The sequence below is a fragment of the Mucilaginibacter yixingensis genome (assembly GCF_041080815.1).
GTDB classification, from domain to species: domain Bacteria; phylum Bacteroidota; class Bacteroidia; order Sphingobacteriales; family Sphingobacteriaceae; genus Mucilaginibacter; species Mucilaginibacter yixingensis.
Map to the genome: position 1 here is coordinate 739,633 of NZ_CP160205.1, position 20,883 is coordinate 760,515.

Here is a 20,883-nt window from a genome sequence, read left to right on the forward strand (position 1 = left end):
GAGACAGCCTCTTTTTTTGTAATAAGTTGTTGTTATAGATAGCTGTGCTGCACCAGCCAGTTGGCAATTTTCTTAATGGTTTCCTCATGACGGTCAACCCCTTCTGACGCTGCAATTGCTTCTCCGTAGCTGCCGCCGGCTCTTAGATCAACGTTATAAGTTGCGGCGTCTTTATTGGTGCTGATTACACAATTTTCAACATACTTGGTACCGGCTTTAAAGGTAACGCGGGCAACTATTAATCCGCTGGGTAAAGCAAATTCATAGGCATCAAAGTCGCCGGCGGGACGGGTAATGTCTTTAAACGTGCCAATTTGCACGTCCTGAAAAATCTTGTGGTCTTTAACCGTTACATTAACCAGGGGGCTACGATGAACCAGGTTGTACTCAATTTGTACTTTAGGGTTCTTGCTCCTCAATGCTATTAACTCGTTCACTTTGGCCGCATCTAACTGATCGTTCACTACAATGCCGCTTTCGCCCATTAATTTAGCGAATGATTTTTCGGGACCAAGTTTACTCAGCCCCAAAATGGCTACCTGGCCAGAGGTAAGAAAGGTAAAACGATAATAAAAACCATCGCCATCGTTACGAGATGGGACAAAATCTGTAGCTATGGTAGCAATAACCAGTTTGGCACCGGCCATATTGTCTAACTCGTAAGAAGAGGTGAGGCCAAAGTTTCCTTTGTCTTTTATGCGTATCACTTTAGCAACGTCTTTTCCATCTACCTTAATGGTACCCGAATTGTAGTCAATCTTTTGGGCGAAAGCTGTACACGCGCTTATACTTAAGGCGGCAAACAGCGATAATTTTTTGATCATATTTGTGAAATAATTTAGATGTGCTGAAGATAGGGCTTTAGTTAATAAAATCTTTTACGGTAGTATTAAATATTAAAGAGCTTAATCCATCCTTAACATGCTTTCGTCTCAAGCATCATCTGCCCGTTTACCCCAATATCAAACAATTGTGAACTCGGTATGGTTATCTAAATACCTATTTAACATCATACCAATATGAGTACAAATAATCATCAACCCGAAGAAAAAGGATTTTTTGAGAAGGTTAAAGACAGCATTGCCAGCCTGTGGGAGCATGGCACCGATGCCGCCGACGAAGTGCAGGAGAAGGCAGTCGAAAAAATGGACGAAGTAAAGGCAAAGTCTAAAGTCACCAGGGCGGCAGCCGAGCGGAAAGCCACAGAAATAAAGGCCGCAACCAACAAGAAAATGGCTGAAACGAAAGCAAAAGTGGCCAGCAAAACTGCCGAGGTAAGCACTGCTGCTAAAACTAAGGCTGCCAACTTAAAAGCCAAAGCCGTTAAAGAAATGGACCACGTTAAAGTAGAAGCTGCTAAAACGGCCGCAAACGTGAAGCAAGATGCGGCTAAAACTACAGCTAAAGTAAAAGCTACTGTTACAGCCGCTAAGAAAAAGGCAGCTGCCAAAGTAGAAAGTGCTGCCGATGCGGTGAAGAAAAAAGCAGCCGCGGCAAAGAAATAATACCTCTCCCCAGCCCTCTCCGAAGGAGAGGGAGCTATTGGCTTCTGAGGAGACATCACGATCGTAAAACAGAAACGGCATCGATGTATCGATGCCGTTCTACTAACTAAACTATTATCTTTATAACAGCCTCTCCCTTTGGAGGGAGCGGGCTGAGGCCGCTTTACAGAATCTCAAACTTGTAGCCAACGCCTTTTACGGTGGAAACATAGTTTTCGCCCAGTTTCTCGCGGATTTTGCGGATGTGTACGTCAATGGTACGGTTGGTTACCACTACAGAGTCTTCCCAAATGTTTTTCAGGATCACTTCGCGGGTGTAAACCTTGCCTGGTTTTGAGGCTAGCAGGTATAACAGCTCAAACTCTTTTTTAGCCAGTACAGTTTTCTGGCCTGCTTTGTAAACCAGGTAAGCTTCGCGGTCAATTACCAGGTCGCCAATTTCAAGTTTGTTGTCGGTAACTTCTTCCGGTGCGCTGTTGCGGCGCAGGATGGCGTTAATGCGGCTTACCAGTGCACGTGGCTTGATTGGCTTGGCAATGTAATCATCGGCGCCTACGTTAAAGCCGGCAATTTCAGAGTACTCTTCGCTACGGGCGGTTAAGAACACCATAAAGGTATTTTTAAACTCTGGCATGGTACGCATAATGCGGCATGCTTCGATGCCATCCATTTTGGGCATCATAATGTCTAGAACGATAAGGTCTGGCTGAACTTTTTTAGCCTCGGTAACAGCTTCCTGGCCGTTGCGAGCCGAATAAACCTGGTATCCTTCCTTTTTTAGATTATACTCGATCAGCTCGAGAATATCTGGTTCATCATCAACAATTAATATCTTTTGTTTTGAAGATGTGCTCATGAGGTTGAATTTTGGAATAAAAGTACCGGCTTAATTGCACATAGTGATTATGTTAATATTAAGAAATTGTTAAACGTTACTTTTTATTAACATTGTACTCTCACTTGCTAAACGTTTTCTTTAAAAAATCTTCAAGCTCTGGTCCGGTAAGGTTCTTTGCAACAATCTTACCATCAGGGCCAATGATGAAGTTTGAGGGGATAGCCATGATGCGATAAGTCATCTCGGTAGGGCCTTCCCATTTCTTTAAGTCTGATGCCTGTGGCCAGGTCATGTTCAGGCGCTTAACAGCTCCTTGCCATGCGGCTTTATCTTCATCCAGTGAAATACCCAGAATGTTCAGACCTTTATCTTTAAAAGCGGCATACTGTTTTACCACGTTTGGCATCTCCTGCACGCACGGACCGCACCATGAAGCCCAGAAATCAAGCATCACGTATTTGCCGTTATAGTCTGATAGTTTGATAGGCTTGCCATCAATAGAGCCGATAGTAAAATCAGGCGCGATATGACCAATCGATAGCGGTTTTGCCTCGGCCATTGCTTTTTTGAAGGCTAATACAGCCGGGTTGCCGTTAAAATCATCTTTACCCAAATCATCAGCATAAGCAATCAGCTGGCGCTCATATTTATTCTGATCAAGGGTGGTAGCTGCATAAAACGCAGCCAGTTGGGCCTCGTTATTGCGGATGAATTTGATTACTTCGGTGCTGTACTCGTCCTGAATCTGTTTGTATTGCGGAATAAACCGTGCAGCCAATGAGTCAGACTCGTGCCCCAGTTTCTGGGCAGCCTCCTGGTAAGCGGCAGAAACTTTGTTGCTGCGCTCCATAAAGCCGTTGCTCAACTGGTTAAACTCCTGGATTTTTACCGATTCCATTGAGCCAGAGATGCTGTACAGGTGGGTATTATCTGTTAAGTCTGTTTTAAAGGTAATTTCCTGCCCGTTCTCGGCAATCAGGTCAAACACGGTACCACCTACACGCATTTTGTAAATGTTAGGGTAGGGGCTGGCGTGCTTAAAGGTAAACTTGCCGTCTTCGCTTAGGTTGGTAGAGTCAACCACGGTAATACGGTTAGTATCGGCTGCAAGCAGGTAAATCTTTTTTACGTTGCCAGGATTTTTTAGCTCACCGTTAATAGAGAACGAGTTTTTGTCTTTGCAAGAGTAAATGCTCAGCGCCAGCAATGCGGCACCCAACACTTTAATGCTGTTTTTCATATAAATGGGTAAATGATATTTTTTGTAAAACAGTACGTTGCGCAAAGCTGAACGGTGAACAACGCATGTGGTTTATTTTTTCTCTAACGCTTTAACCAGTAGCTGATTGGTTTTCTTAGGGTCTATACGGCCTTTTGAGCTTTTCATAATCTCGGCCATAAACAGGCCTAAAACGCCTTTTTTGCCTTTTTGGTATTCAATCACCTTTTGCGGTAGTTTGGCCAGGGCTGCCTCAATAAAACCTTGTACCTCGTCGCCATCTTCATTAATGATCAGGTTCAACTCGGTGGCTACCTGCTCGGCAGTTTTGTCGCCGCCTTTTAGTAGCTCTGGTAATATTTTATGACCGGCAACGGTGTTGTTAACCTTACCTTCCTCAACCAGTTGAATCAAACCGGCTAAGGTTTGCGGTTTTACATTAATACCCCAATGGTCATTCATGGCCGATTTTACCGGGCCCATCAGCCAGTTGGCGGCAGTTTTATAGTGAGTGGTACACTTAATTAATTCATCGTAATAATGAGCCAAAGCCGGGTCTGCGGTGATGACGGAAGCATCGTAATCAGAAAGGCCGAATTGGGTAACATACTTCTGATACAACTCTTCAGGCAGCGCCGGCATTTGCGCGCGGATCTGATCAACGTACTCCTGGCTGATCTTCAACGGTGGCAGATCGGGCTCTGGGAAATAGCGGTAATCATTAGCCATCTCTTTGGTACGCAGTACCGATGTTTCGCCGGTATCTGCATCAAAGTTCAGAGTGTTTTGATCAATACGGCCGCCTGCCTCAATTACCTGTACCTGGCGCTGAAACTCGTGCTCAATAGCACGTTGCAGGTTACGGATAGAGTTGAGGTTTTTTACCTCGCAACGGTTACCGTAAGTGGTAGCGCCACGCAAGCGTACAGATATATTGGCATCGCAACGCAGGCTGCCCTCTTCCATATTGCCATCGCAAATGTCAAGGTAGCGCACCAGTCGCCTGATTTCGGTTAAATATTGGCCGGCTTCTTCGGCGCTGCGCAGATCTGGTTCAGATACAATTTCTACCAGTGGCACACCGGCACGGTTCAGGTCGATGAGTGAATCAGACGAGTGATTGTCGTGCATGCTTTTGCCGGCATCTTCTTCCATGTGGATGTGATGGATGGCAATTTGCTTCTGCGTACCGTCATGCAGTTTAACGGTTACATGGCCGCCAATGCAGATTGGTTGCTGATCCTGACTGATCTGGTAACCTTTCGGCAAATCGGCATAGAAATAGTTTTTGCGGGCAAAATGGTTTTCCAGGTTGATGTGGCAGTTGCAGGCCAGTCCCATTTTAATGGCATACTCAACCGCCTTTTTGTTTAAGAAAGGCAAGGTACCCGGATGCCCCAGCGATACCATGCTGATATGCTGATTGGGGCCGCCGCCAAAAGCAGCAGAATCAGATGAAAAAGCCTTGCTTTGAGTGGATAACTGTGCGTGCACTTCCAGCCCTACCACCAGTTCATATTTATCGCTCAAAGTATTTGTCATTGCTTCAGTATTCGGTATATCGGTTTCAAATATATAAAGATTACTTAATGAGTAGGCTTTATTTTGAAATGATGAGGGTGTGTTTTAATAAGCGCTGCGCTTTAGTTAACTTAAGTTACGAGTAAAGGAAACTTATACGAAAGATTCATTAAGCGTTATTTATTAAAAAGCATTAGTCTTCAGGAAAAAGGTGGTTCATTAAACATGCCGCTCCGCCGGAGCTTGTTTACCTTCCTATAGAAATGCTATTAACATATCGTCCCACTGGGACTAAAGTCTAAAAGAAAACATACAAGATCGGCGCTCATTTATGAGCGCCGATCTTGTATAAATAATAGGTCATTTCGAAGAAGCCGCGGCGGGAATGCGCGTAAGGGCGACTGAGAAATCTTAGCTCTCATGCTTTCCATGTGGTTTATCAATCGTACAAGATTCCTCCTCACGCCATCGCACAACCCCTCCTTGTTCGTTCGGAATGACAAGCAGCGATTATGTTTTTACTCCTTCTCAAACGTCATACTCCTCAACTGAAACCCGCCTTTATCCACCAACACGCGCAATTGCTGCACCCCCGCTTTCAGCTTGATATCCTTTATTTTGATGGTTGACCATTTATCAACTCCACCAGTATTGGGTATAATCTGGGTATCAGTCAACTTATCAAAGCCATTCAATAACGATAACCTACCATCACCATTATCTGCAGAAACAGTAAGTTTCACCGAATAAGTGCCAGCCTGTTTCACATTCACTGTATACTGCATCCACTCGCCCTCTTCAATATTGAAAACGTAAGGACCATTATCATCAACCTTGATATCAACGCCATCATTACGGTAAGCATGCCCGCGGTTGCCTTGAGTGTTCACGCCCGGGGTAAACTGATAGCTCGATGTATCCTTATCGTAATAAGCCGAACGCTGCCTGCCCATATCAAAATCAGCCGCGTTGATTACGGTGCTTTTGCCCTGGATGGTTAGATTTATAAAAGGTTTGGTTTCTGCCGATTGTACCTGTCTGAACAGGGCATCTACCACATCCGGGTGTTTAATGTTGTTCTCAAATTTGAGATTTTCCAGTAGCTGATCGAGCGTTTTCTGTGCTTCTTCTGATGATGGCTTTGCGCCCCTGCCTGCCCAGTAATCAACCAGTTTTTGCCAGCCTTCGGGCTGTTTGATTGCTACCGGGTTGTTGATGCCCATCTTTTTCCATGGCCACCATGACCAGCCGATGTTATTGCGTTCTACCAAGCCAATGGCCTCGGTAAACCAGGTATTGGAGTTCTCGCCAGACTCGCCCATCCACAGCGGCACGTTATATTTCTCGCGCAGATCAAGGAAGCCCTGTATCGCTTTCTGGCTATTAAAATTGCCGTATTTGTGGAAGCTCAGCACCATGTTATTATCCCAGGCGGGCAAAATACCGTTGTAGTTATTGCCGAAGCCGTTGCCCTCAATAATCACAATATGTTTTTTATCTACCTCGCGGATGGCAGCGGTAACTTCCATCATCAGTTTCTTTAACGGTGCGTTAGTTTTCTCGGCTGTGCCACGGATGTCTTTCGCATCATCGAAGCCCCAGTTGGGTTCGTTAATAATATCATATCCGCCAATATTAGGCTCGTTGGCATAGCGCTGGGCCAGCTTGTGCCAAAGGGCAACCATCTTTTGCTGATTGGCTTCGCTTTGCCACAGCGATGGTTTTTCAGGGTAACGGTCTGATATCGGCAGGTCATTTCCCTGTCCGCCCGGAGTGGCGTGCAGATCAAGGATGAGATACATGTGGTTGGCCTTGCACCATTTTAATAAATCATCTACCATGTTAAAACCTTTATCAAGCCAGGTGTTCTGGCCTGCTACGGGTTCTTCTTCAACCGGCAGGGTAAACAGGTTAAAGTGCATGGGCAGGCGGATGGAGTTGAAACCCCAGCGTGCCATCGAGTCCACATCTATCTTGCGGGTATTATTGGCCAGCCATTTTTCATAAAAGGTCTTGGTTTTCTCCGGCCCGATCAAATCCTCAATTCCGGCTTTGATCTTATGCTGCTGACCGATATTGCCGAGACGGAACATATAGCCTTCCTGCAGCATATCGCCGCCCAGGCCAACGCCGCGCAGTATTACTTTCTGGCCTTTTTCGTTTACAATCAGTTTGCCGTCGGCTTTAAGAAAGCCCTGGCTGTGAGCTTGTTGCATGGCGAATAGACAAGCAGCGCCCAAAATATATTTTAGTTTATGCTGATACATGTTGATTGAGATTTATTGCCAAACGTAAGTAGCCACCGCACCGCTGCTAAGCGATGCCGCCGCCACGCGACCGTTATAGCCAATGTTGAAGCCTTGGGTTTTATCGCTCACGTTGGCCACTATTAAAACCTTCCTGCCGTCGGGAGTAGTAAATGCCACGTTAGGCAGCGGATCAATATCTGTAGAGGCCACCCGCACCGAGCCCGGGCGCACAAACTTGGAGGCATGGGCCATAGCATAATAAGCAATGTTGGGTGTGTAATTGTCTTTATCAATGGTCACCGCGCCCTGGCACATAGGGCAACCACCGCGATCTGTATGGGGCTGGTTCTGTGCGTCGGCAGCCAGGTTCCATTCCAGTACGTTGCGGCACCAGTTGCGGGTAGCGCCAATAAACAGGCGACGTACTGGGTTGATGATGTTGATAGTCGGGCTACCGTCTTTCTCAATCACCATTTGCTCGGTGAAATACAGGTTTTTATCAGGATGAGCATTGTGCAGATCAGTCAGTGCCTCAATCTTGCCGCCATAGAGGTGAAAGCCGGAGCCATCCACATAGCGGGCTGCTGCTTTATCGTTCAGGATTGAATCGGCATAATCGGGTCTGTCGCAATTATGATCGTAAACGATGATCTTGGTTTTGATGCCTGCCGATTGAAACGCCGGACCAAGATTGTTCTTAATAAAATCAGCCTGCTCATGCGCCTCCATCACCATGCTTGGGTTGTTTTTGGGGTTGAGTGGCTCGTTCTGCACAGTAATGGCGTCAATGCTGATGCCCTGCGCTTTATAGGCCTGAATATATTTAACCAGGTAATTGGCATAGGTCTGGTAATACTCGGGCTTCAAAACGCCGCCGCGGGTATCGCCGTTGCTCTTCATCCAGGCGGGGGCAGACCACGGTGAGCCCAGGATCATGATCTTTGGGTTGATTTTCAAGATCTCTTTTAAAACCGGTATCACATCCACCTTATCCGGGCCAAGATCAAAGGCTTTCAATTGCGGGTCTACTGAGCCTGCGGGCACATCGTCATAAGAAAAAACATGATCATTTAAATCACTTGCGCCGATGCTCAAACGCAGGTAACTCACGCCAATGTTATCGGCATCGGTAGCAAAAACTTTTTTGAGCAATGCTGCCCGTGCCGGGGCGCTCATGCGCACAATGTGCATGGCGCTGCCGCCGGTAAGCGCAAAGCCAAAACCGTCTATCGGTTGGTATTTGGTGTGGTCATCAACTTTAATAACCGGGTAGTTGTTGGTGTTGGCCGGTTCAAAGGTTAACGGTTCTTTTTGGTGGGCAAACAGCGCAGATCGGTCTGCATTGGTGAGCCAGCAGCTCACCGTTTTTTTCTGCGCAAAGCCCGCCGGCCCAAGGCCGACGAGTGCGCATAGCGATACAAATACAGTATGTTTGATTTTCATTGAATGTGGAGTGATTTGAAACTTGTCATTGCGAGCAGGGTAGAGGGACGGACTGTGCGCGAAGTAATCTCGTCGCATCTCTTTCCGTGCGACGAGATTGCTTCGTCACGCCCCGCGCCAGGCAATTCCCGTTCCTCGCAATGACAAATGTTTTATGTTTTGCTTACTTAACAATCATTGTAGCAATAGAATGCGGCAGCGCCGTAGCCTGTGCAGCTTTGCCTTTCATCCATAGCAGGTAAGGCACCTTGTCATCGCTGTTATTCATCACCACAACCACTAACTGGCCATTAGCATTTTTGAATGCCGTGCTCAACAACTTATCGCGGCTTACCGAAGCGGCTACGCGTTTAGCACCGGGACGCACAAATTTGGAGAAATGGCCCAGGTAATAATACTCGTTGGTATAGATCAGCTGACCGGTTTTGGTGTTGCCGATGATAGGGGCGAAGCAGTAGTTACCTACATGGTTAGGACCGCCTTGCTCGTCTAACAAAACGTTCCAATCCGTCCAGCCGGTGGCGCCGCTGTTAAAATCGTTAATCATGGAGTAGCCGTACTTTTCGCCCAGGTTCCAATCGTCTACGCGGTTCAGGTCAAAGCGTTCGATGCAGCCCTCGGTGAAGATCAGGTTTTTGTTGGGGAAAGCCGCGTTAACCAGCTTAACGTTATCAAAACGCATGCTGCTGCCGGTCCAGGTTTCATACCAGTGGTAGCCAATACCCCAGATGTATTTGGCTGCTTCCGGATCGCTCAGGATAACGCTGGCTTGCTGATAAACCTCGTCACGGTTATGATCCCAGGCGATGATTTTGGTATTCATTTTGGCTTTGGCAAAGGTTGGCCCCATGTATTTCTTTACAAAATCGCGCTCTTCCTCGGCAGTAAAAACGCACGATTCCCATTTTTGCGTGGCCATGGGCTCGTTCTGTACCGTTATTGCCCACAGGGGGATGCCTTGCTGCTGATAGGCTTTGATAAACTTTATAAACAAGTTGGCCCAGCTTTGCATATACTCCGGCTTCAGTTTGCCGCCGTGCAGTACATCGTTATTGGTTTTCATAAACGCCGGCGGGCTCCACGGACTGGCAAACATGGTGAGCTTACCACCTGCAGCTTTAATGGCGTCTTTTATAAACGGTACGCGGTATTTCAAATCGTGCGCAATTGAAAATGTTTTGAGCGAGCCATCACCAGGTTGTACGTAGGCGTAGCTGTCGCTGCTAAAATCGCAGCTTTGTATGTTGGTGCGGCCCAGGGTGTAGCCAATGCCCGCTGTGGGGTCGTAATAGGCGCGCATAAACTCTTGTTGTTTGTCTTTAGGTAGCTTGTAGTAAGTTTCTGCCGCTGCGTCAGTAAGGGCACCGCCAATGCCCACCATAGACTGGAAGGTTTTTCCCGGGTCTATAAATACCGAGATATCAGTTTCCAATGGTTGCGGCTTGTCTACAAACGTAAGCGTTCCGGTTGGGCTGAGCTTGTAATCGGTGCTTTTGGCGGTGGTGTATACCTCGGCGATTTTTGGCGCGGTGGTTTGTGCCTGGACCAGTTGAGTAAACGCTAAAATGCCGGTCGCAACGGCATAACAGCTAAATTTTTTGATCATACAAATTGGTTTATAAATACGGTTTGATGGTTTTAAAAGTATAGACGTATCAGCCGGCAGCATCCCTTACTCGCCATCAAAAAATTCAGTTTAATTGGTGAAAAGCTGCGCCCGATATTCCAAAACTATTGAAAATTGCCTTGAATTACGAAATAAAAATAACATAAAATATTGATTATTAAATACTTATATATTTGTTTGATACGCTTTACGCACAGGTAATTAGCCCGTGCAAAAGCTTGAAAATGTTGCACCTGATTGCAAATTCAGTATTATTGTACCTGTAAGCCAATACGCATCAATCTCAAGATTAAAACTTTGTACTTATTTTAAAGCAAATACAGGTTTTAACGCTGTTTTGAAGCGATTTGCCAAGACCAATTACCCGGATCCCTAACCAGGACCAACCACATAAACTAATTTTTATTGATTAAACTTTTATGCTGAGCGCTGCTTGTAAGAAATGGCTGGTATTGATAATGCTGATGATAGCGTTTGGACTGAACCTGCGTGCGCAACAGATTGTCACTGCAGATAATACCACTAACGAACATGTTTTTACCCACCAGGAACTGCGATGGTTGGAAGATAAAGACGGTAAGCTAACGTTGGACCAGGTCCGGTCGGCAGTGTTTGACAGGCAGTTTAAAGAGAACAGTGGCGTTTATCCTAAAAACTTTAATAATCAATCCTATTACTGGTATCGCATCAGGGTGCGGCTTAATAATGTTACCGCTAACAAAGAGAGCCTGATTGAGTTTTTTGACCAGACTACGGATGATATTACCTCTTACATTCCAGACAGTAACGGTGTCTACCACATGGAGCGGGCAGGCGCGTCGTTCAACTTTGATAGACGGCTTTATAAGCACAAGAATTTTGAATTCAGGATCTTAGATAGGCATAACGGTGTTTATACCTACTATTTCAGGGTGCGTTCTAAAGAGCAGGTGAATGTGATTATTGTTTACCGCACCATTGATTACTTTATTCATTACGCGCTCTCCGAGTATCTTACCTACGGGATCTTCTACGGCATGATCCTCATTTTTTGCCTGCACAACCTGCTGATGTTTATTGCAGTAAAACGCCTGCAATACATCTTCTATGTTGGGTACATTTTAAGTGTGGGCATTTACGAGATGAGTGTGGACGGCATTGCCTTTCAATACGTTTGGCCAAACTCGCCCAACTGGAACGAGTATGCTTACGGCACTGCATTGTTTTTGATGAGTGTTTTTGCGCTAGAGTTTACTAAGGAACTGTTGCAGGTAAAAACCAGGTCGCCGCTATTATATAAACTGATTAATATCACGCTGACGGCCCGGGGCATTTACTTTCTACTGTGCTTCTTTTTCTTTAGAAATCTGTTCATTCTCAAATATGTAGATGTAATACCGCTGCTGATTGCCTTTGGTACCGGTATATACATTTTGCGTTCTGGCTTCAAACCCGCACGTTTCTTTGTGTTGGGCTACGCATTTCTCTTCTTCGGATTCTTGCTGAAAGCTGCAACGGTTTTGGGTTTAAACTACCCGATAGTGGGCCGCATATTGGGCCATTATAGTTTAACCCTGGGCTTTATGATGGAGATGATGTTGCTCTCGTTCTCCATAGGCGATCAGGTGCGGCTGTTGCGAAAGGAGAAAGATGCCGCGCACGAAGAAACCCTGCGCCTTAAAGATTCCATTAACCGCGAGCTGGAAGAGCAGGTGCGTATCCGTACCTCGGAAGTAGTACGTCAGGCTAATGAGATTCTGGATCAGAATGCCACTATTGAAGCTCAGAATGAAGAATTGCTGGCGATAAACGAACAATTAGAGCTACAGGCCGAAGAAATATCGCGCATGAATTTGCTGCTGGAGAAAGACAATATTCAGCTTAAAACCAACATTGCCAAGGTAACGGACGATCGCGCCCAATCCAAAGAGCTGAGTTTTGAAGAATTCAGCGCGCAATACCCTGATCAGGAAACCTGCTACAAATTCCTGTCGGACCTGAAATGGGCCGTGGGTTACCAATGCTCGCGTTGTGCTAACACCAATTACTGCGCAGGCCGCATGCCTTACAGCAGGCGTTGTACTAAATGCACCTATGAGGAGTCTGTTCTGCAGCGCACCATTTTCCATAATAACCGCATACCTATTAATAAGGCTTTTTACCTGGTTTATTTGATGTATACCAGCAAGGGCACTATCTCATCGCATCAGCTATCTGAAAAGCTGGATATCAGGCAAAGTACCTGCTGGTCTTACTCTATCAAAGTAAAGAAAGCCATGCAGGAGCATAAAAAAGAAGCCAAAAAAGGCGGTCAGCAGGGCTGGAGCCGTTTGGTTATTGGGGCCTGATTGTAATCTTCAACCATTTGTCATTGCGAGGAACAGAAGGGGATGTGCGAGGCGTGACGAAGCAATCTCGTCGCGTGTTTATGCGTGCGACGAGATTGCTTCGCGCTCAATCCGACTCTACGGCCCTGCTCGCAATGACAGTGTTTTAAATCATACCATCACATTCTTAATTTCCTCCCTGACACGCTTTAATCACATTTACGCATTTTTACGTCCGTTTTTTTAAATGTCAATTGCACATAAAACCTCTTTTTTGTGCTCTAAATGCGCTTTTTTATTGCTTTTTTTAACTTTTTTTTATTGTGAGGGAAGCGTATCGGTATTTGCGCATGATAGACTTGGTTTTGCGCATTACTAAGTTAAAAACAGGCTTTTTGATGCTTTTACGGTTTGTGATTTAAGTGTATTAAAATAGTATATAACTTATTAATAATCAGTTATTTATGATATTTTTAACTTGTTTTTTAGCTTAAAACACCCGTAACTTTACCTCACCGATTATTAGAAAACCAATTATTAATCTTTAAATCAAGAATGAATAGCTGAGAGAAAGCAACGCTTCCGATTGCTTAAACGTGTTAGCAAGCCAGGTTTGCTGGCACGTATTAACCAGGTAACTCCCGTTGCCTGCCATAAACAAACCAATGTTGAAATAACTGATTATGAAAAAAAGAATTACTTTACTTATTTCCTTTTTACTCACCACTATCATGCTGTCGTACGCACAGGATCATCCAGTGAAGGGTGTAGTAAAAGATAGCAAGGGCCTCGGCATACCTGGGGCAACCGTTACTAACCAAAGAACACATAAAGCCGCAGCTACAGATCTTAACGGTGCCTTTACCATACCGGCTTCAAGTAATGATGCACTGCATATTAGCAGCGTAGGCTACAACAGCCAGGAGATAGCGATAAACGGTCGCACTAACATTAACATCACCCTGGCCGATGACAATAAGCAGCTGACAGAAGTGGTGGTAATAGGTTATGGTACCCGCGCGGTAAAAGATGTTACCGGCGCTATTACCAGTATCAAAGCCGAAAAGATGGAGAACGAAAACCCGGTGAGCGTTACCGACCTGATTAAAGGCAACGCACCCGGCATCAACGTAGGTATGAACACCTCTGCACGCGGCGGTGGCGCCGGCGACCTGCTGGTACGTGGTAAAGCCACGCTAACAGGCAACACTCAACCGCTCATTGTACTTGATGGTGTGATCTACAACGGTGTGATCTCTGATATCAACCCTAACGATATTGAGCGTATCGACATCTTGAAAGATGCCAGCGCGCTGGCCGTTTACGGTTCGGTATCTGCTGCGGGTGTGGTAGCTATTACTACCAAGAAGGGTAAAAATGGTGCGCCACAAATTTCTATCAACGCCAACTATGGTATCACTCAGCTGGAAAAGAAACAGCAGTACTATCAGGGTTATGATTTCCTGACCTGGCGTTCAGACGCGGCGCGTGCTACCAATGTTAATAACCCGTATTATTTCTATAGCGATCCTAATCACCTGCCTGATGGTGTTACCCTGGCGCAGTTCATGGGTTCATCAACCAGCGACCCTACCACTACCTGGCTTACCCGTATAGGTTTGCAGCCTGATGAAATTGCCAACTATAAATCTGGTAACGTAACTGATTGGAGTAAACTGGTTTTCCGTAATGGCAAGCGTCAGGATTATACCGCCAGCTTATCAGGCAAAAATGATAACATCAGCTACTACATGTCTGGCAACTTTACCCGTAACCAGAACGAGATTGTGGGCGACCAGTACACCAACTACCGTTTCCGTGTAAACCTGGAAGGTAAGGCTGGTAAATATGTTGCCCTGGGCGTAAACGCACAATACGCCCAGCGCGATGAAGGTGGCAACGCTGCCGATTGGAAGCAGATTATCAACTCATCGCCTTACGGTAATGTTTACAACCCTGACGGTACGCTTACCCGTATCTACACCACTTATGATAATGGTTTGAACCAGCGTAATCCGCTGCTTGCTTATACCTATGATGCTAAGGTGGCCGTGCAGAATACCTTGTTTGCAAACATGTTTGTGAAAGTATCGCTGCCGTTTGATATCAAATATCAGTTGACTTACAGCCCGGATATCGAGTCGTACAGAAACTTCACCTTTAAACCGCTGGCAGACCCTGATGAAAATGCAGCTGTTGGTGGCGAAGGTACCCGCAGTATGGAGAACAGGTACCGCTACAACCTGGATAACTTGCTGACCTGGAACAAAACTTTTGGTATCCATAACATTGATGTCACTTTCCTGCTTAACCGCGAGAAATATCAGTCGTGGTATACCAACACTTCTAATCAGGGCTTTAGCCCAAGCGACGCCTTAAGTTACCATAACATTGGCGCCGGCTCATTACCGGTAGAAAGCAGTGATGACCGCGTGGCCAATGGCAGCGCCATCTTAGGTCGTATTAACTACACCTTGCTGGGCCGTTATATCTTAACCGGTTCAATCCGTCGTGACGGTTATTCGCCGTTTGGTTTGAAAAATCCGTATGCCAACTATCCGTCAGGAGCGCTGGCCTGGGTGTTTAGCGACGAGAAATTTATGAAAAGGTTTACCTGGTTAAACTATGGTAAACTGCGTATCAGCTACGGCGTTAACGGTAATCGTCCGCCGCAGGGAACAATAGATCCGGCCATCCAGCTGGCATTGCTCAAGTTAATCAAATATCCAACCGTGGGCAGTGCCGTGGTTAACAATACCGCCATTTATACAAGTACATTGCAAAACCCTGATCTGACCTGGGAGCGTACTACCGGTACCAACATCGGTCTGGATTTTACGGTGCTGAATAACCGCCTGAGTGGTTCTATCGATGTGTATAACCGTAATACTACTGACCTGCTGGTTAATCGCTCTATCTCATCTATCCAGGGCTACAACGCTAACTACATTCTCGGTTTAGCTGGTACCGATTGGAACAAATCGTCTGTATTAACCAACGTTGGCCAGGTAAATAACAAAGGTTTGGAGATTGCGCTAAACAGTGTGAACATCAAAAGCAAAAACTTCAACTGGAGTTCGGCTGCTACCTTTACCATCAACCGTAATAAACTGATTCACTTGTATGGTCCGGTTACTACTACCGATGCCAACGGCAACAGCGTAACCACCGAGGCCGACGATAAAACCAACGGCTGGTTTATCGGTCATGATATTAATGCCGTTTGGGATTACAAAATTCTGGGAGTGTGGCAAAGCAACGAAACTGCTGATGCCGCCTTGTACACTGGCGCAGGTATCCGTCCCGGCGACTTTAAGCTGCAAGACGTAAACGGCGACCATAAATATGATGATAACGATAAACAGTTTTTGGGCAGCACATCGCCTAAGTTCCAATGGTCATTACGTAACGATATCAACTTCCTGCAACACTTTGATTTTTCATTCCTGCTGGTTTCAAGCATGGGCCAACTGTCACAGTTTAACGAGGCTAAAAACAGCCCGGGCAGTGTAGGCTTCCTGCGTCAAAGCTCATACAAATTGCCTTACTGGACGGCAGCCAACCCAATTGATGATTATGCCCGTCTGGCATCAGGCTCAAACGGTACCAGCTTTAACGTTTGGCGCAAATCGTCATTTGTAAGGGTGAACACGGTAGCCTTAGGTTACACTTTCAATCCACAGCTGCTGCAACGCTTTGGTATTAAGAGCGCCAAAATATTTGCCAGTGCCAACAACGCGTATGTGTTTACCTCGTACCCGTTCTGGGATCCGCAGAACACCGGCTCAAACGCTGGCCCGACGCCAAGAATCTTCCAGATTGGTTTGAACGCTACACTTTAATACAGATTTAGAACAGAGAGAAATGAGAACATTAAATAAAAATATTATAGCCGGTTTGGTAATGGCAGCGGTGGCCCTGGTAACCGATGGCTGTACCAAACGTAGCGAGCTTGACCCGCAAACGCTATCAAACTTTTCGCCAGACAATACGCTGAACTCGCCTGCAGCTTTTAAGGCTGCGTTAGAGGCGATGAACGCCAATGTGCGCATTGAGTTTTTTGGAGATTCTGCACCGATGCTGACCGAGTCGATCTTTACCGACTCGGGCGTTGAGGGTACAACCGATAAAACCACCCCCGCACAGGATTTGAACGTGCGTATTACCCCAACCGCCAACCTGGATAGTGATGACTATAACAAGATTGGCCGTTACTGGTATATCTGGTGGTCTGGCGTGCATTATGCCAACACGGTTATCAGCCGCATTGATAACGCCAAATGGCCAACTCAGGCGGCGCGTAACGCGGTGTTGGGTGCAGCTTACTTTCACCGTGCTTACTGCTACTATCGTTTAACGCATCAGTTTGGCGATGTGCCATTGATCCTGAAAGAAGAAACCGGTGTAGTAACCAACTATTTTTCAACTCAGCGTATCGTCATCCTGAAACAAATGAAAACCGATATGGAGCTGGCCGTTACCTATCTGACCGATGGTGTAGACAAAGGCGAAGTATCTAAAGGTGCTGCTTACCACCTGCTGGCTAAGATTGACCTGGCCCTGGGTTTGTTTGATGATGCTATTACCGCAACCACTGCCGTTATAAATGGCCCGTACCACCTGATGACCAGCCGTTTTGGTATTGTTGCCAGTGATGCTACCCGCAACGTAATCTGGGATTTGCATCGCCCTGATAACAAATCATTAGCCAATAACACCGAGGCCTTATACAACGTAATTGACCGCGAGTCGCTGGAAGGTGCCTATGACCACGGATCGCAGATTATGCGTAACATCGTGCCGATGTGGCATAACGGTAGTATCCTTACCCCAATTAACCACAAACCAGGTATTGTAGATGCGGTTACCGCGCAATATCCACTCACATTATGGTATGGTCGTGGTATCGGCAGGGCAAGAGCTACTTCTTACGCCACCCAGGCCATCTGGAAAAATGCAGGTGGCGACTTGCGCCACGCACCAGGCAACTGGATGAATATGACCGATCTGGTGTTTAATAATCCGGATCTGAACAATTCTGCAAAACCAGATTATGATCCGTCTGAATACGGTCAGCACTTAACTCAGTGGACTGATGCCGATGCTAAAGTTCCGGGTAAAGTATTTAAAAATGGTCCGGCAGATAGTATCCGTGCATGGTTTAGCTGGCCGCATTACAAAGTGTTTGTAAACCCGGGAGGCGGCAACACAGCGATTGACAAATGGTGGACCCCGCCACGCGGCACTAACACCGATTGGTACGTATTCCGCCTGGCCGAAACCTATTTGCTGCGTGCCGAGGCCTACGTTTGGAAAGGCCAGACTGCACAGGCTATGGCTGATCTTAATGTGGTACGCGCCCGTGCACAGGCTACCTTGTTAACCGATCCATCACAGGTGAACATCGGTACCATACTGGATGAGCGCCAGCGCGAACTGTATTGGGAAGAGCCGCGCAAAACCGAGCTGACCCGCATTGCCTTCATTTTTGCGCAAACCGGTATCCCAGCATATAATGGTAAAACTTACAACGTGGCCAGCTTCTCTACCAATAACTTCTTTTATGACAGGATTATGGAGAAGAACGATTTCTATCGTAACCCTAACGTTGTTACCAACTCGGGTAACCACTTTACCATATCGCCATACCACGTGCTGTGGCCAATACCTCAGGCAGATATCAACCTGAATGTAAACGGTCATATTAACCAGAACAAAGGCTACTCCGGTTCTGAATCAAACGTGGCGCCGCTGGACAAGGTGCAATAAAATATCAGCTTAAACTAAACAACCAAAGCCACAGGTATGCCGGTCTTGCGACGGCCGGCATACCTGTTATAATCAATAATAATCTACACTAATGCCTCTCTCATCAACAGAAATAAAAAAATATGCTATTGCGCTGGCGTTGCTGGCATCGGGCTACGGGGCTACGGCTCAAAGTAAGTACGATGCCCAGGTAGCCCAGTTGCTGAAACAAATGACGCTGGAGGAAAAGGTGGGCCAGATGGCGCAGATCACACTGGATGCGCTGGCCAAACCGGTTCCCAAAAATCAACCTAAAGCTTTTGAGCTGGACCCCGCCAAGGTAGAGGATGCCGTTGGTAAATATTACCTGGGCTCTATACTCAATGCTTCCAATAATCGCGCTAAAACCAAAGAAGAATGGTTTAGTGTGATTAGCACACTGCAAGATCGGGCGTTAAAAACACGCCTTAAAATCCCCATTATTTATGGGATTGATGCCATTCACGGTGCTACCTATACTGCCGGTGCAACTATGTTTCCGCAGCAAATCAATCAGGCTGCTTCATTTAACCGCTCACTGGTAAAACGTGCGGCACAAGTGACCGCTTATGAAGTTCGTGCCAGCAATACCCCATGGGTGTTCTCGCCGCTGCTGGATCTGGGCGCCGACCCACGCTCTCCCCGCCAATGGGAATCATTTGGTGAAGACCCTTATCTGGATGGTCAGTTGGGTTATCAAGCCGTAAAAGGTTTTGAGGGCGATAATAATGATGCCGATAATCCGGAGCATGTGGTGTCATCCATTAAACATTACCTGGGTTACCAGGTGCCGCTATCGGGTAAAGACCGCACGCCGGCGTTTATATCAGACCAGGCGCTGCGCGAGTATCACCTGCCGCCGTTTAAGCTGGGTGTTGAGGCCGGTTCGCACGCGGTGATGGTAAACTCATCTATCATCAACAACATTCCGGTGCACTCTAACAAGAAATTGCTGACTGACTTGCTTAAAACCGAGTTGGGTTTTAAGGGTCTGGTAGTAACCGATTGGGGAGATATAGATAATCTCTATAAGCGCGATCATATTGCATCGAGCGAGAAAGAGGCTATTATGATAGCCATTAACGCAGGTGTGGATATGTCTATGATTGCCTATGACTACAAAACCTTTTGTGATGATCTGATTGCCCTGGTAAAAGAAGGGAAAGTAAAGCAAGCCCGTATTGATAATGCTGTGGCCCGCATTCTGAAAGTGAAATATGCTGCAGGTCTGTTTACCCGCCCGAATACTGATTACCATGATTATCCAAAATTTGGCAGCAAAGAGTTTGAGCAGGCGGCCTATAATACTGCTGCAGAATCTATCACCCTGTTAAAGAATACTGATAATGTGCTTCCACTGAAGAAAGGCGTAAAAGTGCTGGTAACCGGTCCAAATGCTAACTCGATGCGTGCCTTGAACGGCGCCTGGACCTACTCATGGCAGGGTAACCTGACCGAAGAGTTTGCCGGTCAATACAACACCATACTGGAAGCGCTGCAAAACAAGGCTGGTAAAGAAAACATCAACTACGTACCGGGTGTGAGCTATAAGAACGACGGCAAATATTGGGAAGAATATCCCGACAAGATGGAAGATGCTGCGGATGCCGCCACCCGTGCCGATGTAGTGGTGCTTTGCCTGGGCGAGAACAGTTATACCGAAACACCGGGTAACCTGAATGATCTGCGTATTTCTGACCTACAGATCCAGCTGGCTAAAAAGGTAATGGCATCTGGTAAGCCGGTAATCCTGGTGCTGAATGAAGGCCGCCCGCGGGTGATCAGCGAGTTTGCCGAAGGGGCTAAAGCCATTGTGCAAACCTTTTTACCGGGCAACTTTGGTGGTGATGCATTGGTTGATATTCTGTATGGCGATGTAAACCCATCGGGTAAACTGCCTTATACCTATCCGCGCTACGCAAACGCAATTATTACTTACTATCACAAACCTGCTGAAGAGCGTGCCACCATGGAAGGGGCCTATAACTATGAGGCCGACTACAACCCGCAGTTTAAGTTTGGTGATGGCTTGAGCTATACCACTTTTAAATACAGCAACCTGAAATTGAGCAGCCCGACGTTGAGCGCCGGTCAGACGTTGACGGTAACTGTTGATGTAACCAACACCGGTCAGCGTGAGGGTAAAGAGGCGGTGTTATTGTTCAGCAGTGATTTGGTAGCCAGCATCACCCCGGATGTAAAACGCCTGCGTGGTTTTGATAAGATTGACCTGCAACCCGGTCAAACTAAAACCGTAACCTTTAAGCTAACACCAAATGACCTGGCCTTTGTAAACGCCGACCTGAAAACGGTAACAGAGCCAGGCGAATTCAAGATAATGGCGGGCGATCAAACCGCTCAACTGATTTTTAAATAAGCAATGGGGAA

12 protein-coding genes are annotated in these 20,883 nt (G+C 46.5%); 5 read left to right on the top strand and 7 right to left on the bottom strand.

Going from position 1 to position 20,883, the window contains the following annotated elements; all coding sequences use genetic code 11:
• Positions 1-32: 32 nt before the first annotated feature.
• Positions 33-824 (bottom strand): hypothetical protein, encoded by a 792-nt coding sequence (locus ABZR88_RS03095; protein WP_107829581.1) that lies wholly within the window; start codon positions 822-824, stop codon positions 33-35.
• Between the two features lie 195 nt (positions 825-1,019).
• Between ABZR88_RS03095 and ABZR88_RS03100 the strand changes: the two genes are divergently transcribed.
• A complete protein-coding gene (locus tag ABZR88_RS03100) occupies positions 1,020-1,505 on the top strand; it encodes a hypothetical protein (protein WP_107829583.1) in 486 nt (161 codons plus the stop codon).
• Between the two features lie 163 nt (positions 1,506-1,668).
• Here ABZR88_RS03100 and ABZR88_RS03105 read toward each other — a convergent pair whose 3' ends face one another.
• The 6 genes from ABZR88_RS03105 to ABZR88_RS03130 form a co-directional block, all read right to left on the bottom strand.
• A complete protein-coding gene (locus tag ABZR88_RS03105) occupies positions 1,669-2,361 on the bottom strand; it encodes a response regulator transcription factor (protein ID WP_107829585.1) in 693 nt (230 codons plus the stop codon).
• 100 nt (positions 2,362-2,461) lie between these two features.
• Positions 2,462-3,583, bottom strand: coding sequence for a TlpA disulfide reductase family protein (locus ABZR88_RS03110; RefSeq protein ID WP_107829587.1), 1,122 nt, complete (start codon positions 3,581-3,583; stop codon positions 2,462-2,464).
• A gap of 72 nt (positions 3,584-3,655) precedes the next feature.
• Positions 3,656-5,104 carry an Asp-tRNA(Asn)/Glu-tRNA(Gln) amidotransferase subunit GatB gene (gatB, locus tag ABZR88_RS03115; RefSeq protein WP_107829589.1) on the bottom strand — a complete coding sequence of 483 codons (1,449 nt, stop codon included), beginning with the start codon at positions 5,102-5,104 and terminating at the stop codon, positions 3,656-3,658.
• 497 nt (positions 5,105-5,601) lie between these two features.
• Positions 5,602-7,350, bottom strand: coding sequence for a cellulase family glycosylhydrolase (locus ABZR88_RS03120; RefSeq protein WP_107829591.1), 1,749 nt, complete (start codon positions 7,348-7,350; stop codon positions 5,602-5,604).
• A gap of 12 nt (positions 7,351-7,362) precedes the next feature.
• The gene (locus ABZR88_RS03125; protein ID WP_107829594.1) at positions 7,363-8,775 is read right to left on the bottom strand and encodes a glycoside hydrolase family 30 beta sandwich domain-containing protein; all 1,413 of its coding nucleotides are present in this window, start codon (positions 8,773-8,775) and stop codon (positions 7,363-7,365) included.
• A gap of 163 nt (positions 8,776-8,938) precedes the next feature.
• On the bottom strand, positions 8,939-10,381 hold the full coding sequence (locus ABZR88_RS03130) for a glycoside hydrolase family 30 beta sandwich domain-containing protein (RefSeq protein WP_107830175.1): 1,443 nt from the start codon (positions 10,379-10,381) through the stop codon (positions 8,939-8,941).
• Between the two features lie 440 nt (positions 10,382-10,821).
• Between ABZR88_RS03130 and ABZR88_RS03135 the strand changes: the two genes are divergently transcribed.
• From ABZR88_RS03135 to ABZR88_RS03150, 4 genes are all read left to right on the top strand, one after another.
• The gene (locus ABZR88_RS03135; protein WP_170113638.1) at positions 10,822-12,729 is read left to right on the top strand and encodes a 7TM diverse intracellular signaling domain-containing protein; all 1,908 of its coding nucleotides are present in this window, start codon (positions 10,822-10,824) and stop codon (positions 12,727-12,729) included.
• Between the two features lie 662 nt (positions 12,730-13,391).
• Positions 13,392-16,550, top strand: a complete 3,159-nt coding sequence (locus ABZR88_RS03140) for a SusC/RagA family TonB-linked outer membrane protein (protein WP_107829596.1) — start codon at positions 13,392-13,394, stop codon at positions 16,548-16,550.
• A 22-nt stretch (positions 16,551-16,572) separates the two neighbouring features.
• Positions 16,573-18,477: a RagB/SusD family nutrient uptake outer membrane protein gene (locus tag ABZR88_RS03145; RefSeq protein ID WP_107829598.1), complete on the top strand. Its 1,905-nt coding sequence runs from the start codon at positions 16,573-16,575 to the stop codon at positions 18,475-18,477.
• A gap of 91 nt (positions 18,478-18,568) precedes the next feature.
• Positions 18,569-20,872, top strand: coding sequence for a glycoside hydrolase family 3 N-terminal domain-containing protein (locus ABZR88_RS03150; protein WP_211309840.1), 2,304 nt, complete (start codon positions 18,569-18,571; stop codon positions 20,870-20,872).
• The last annotated feature ends 11 nt before the right edge of the window (positions 20,873-20,883 follow it).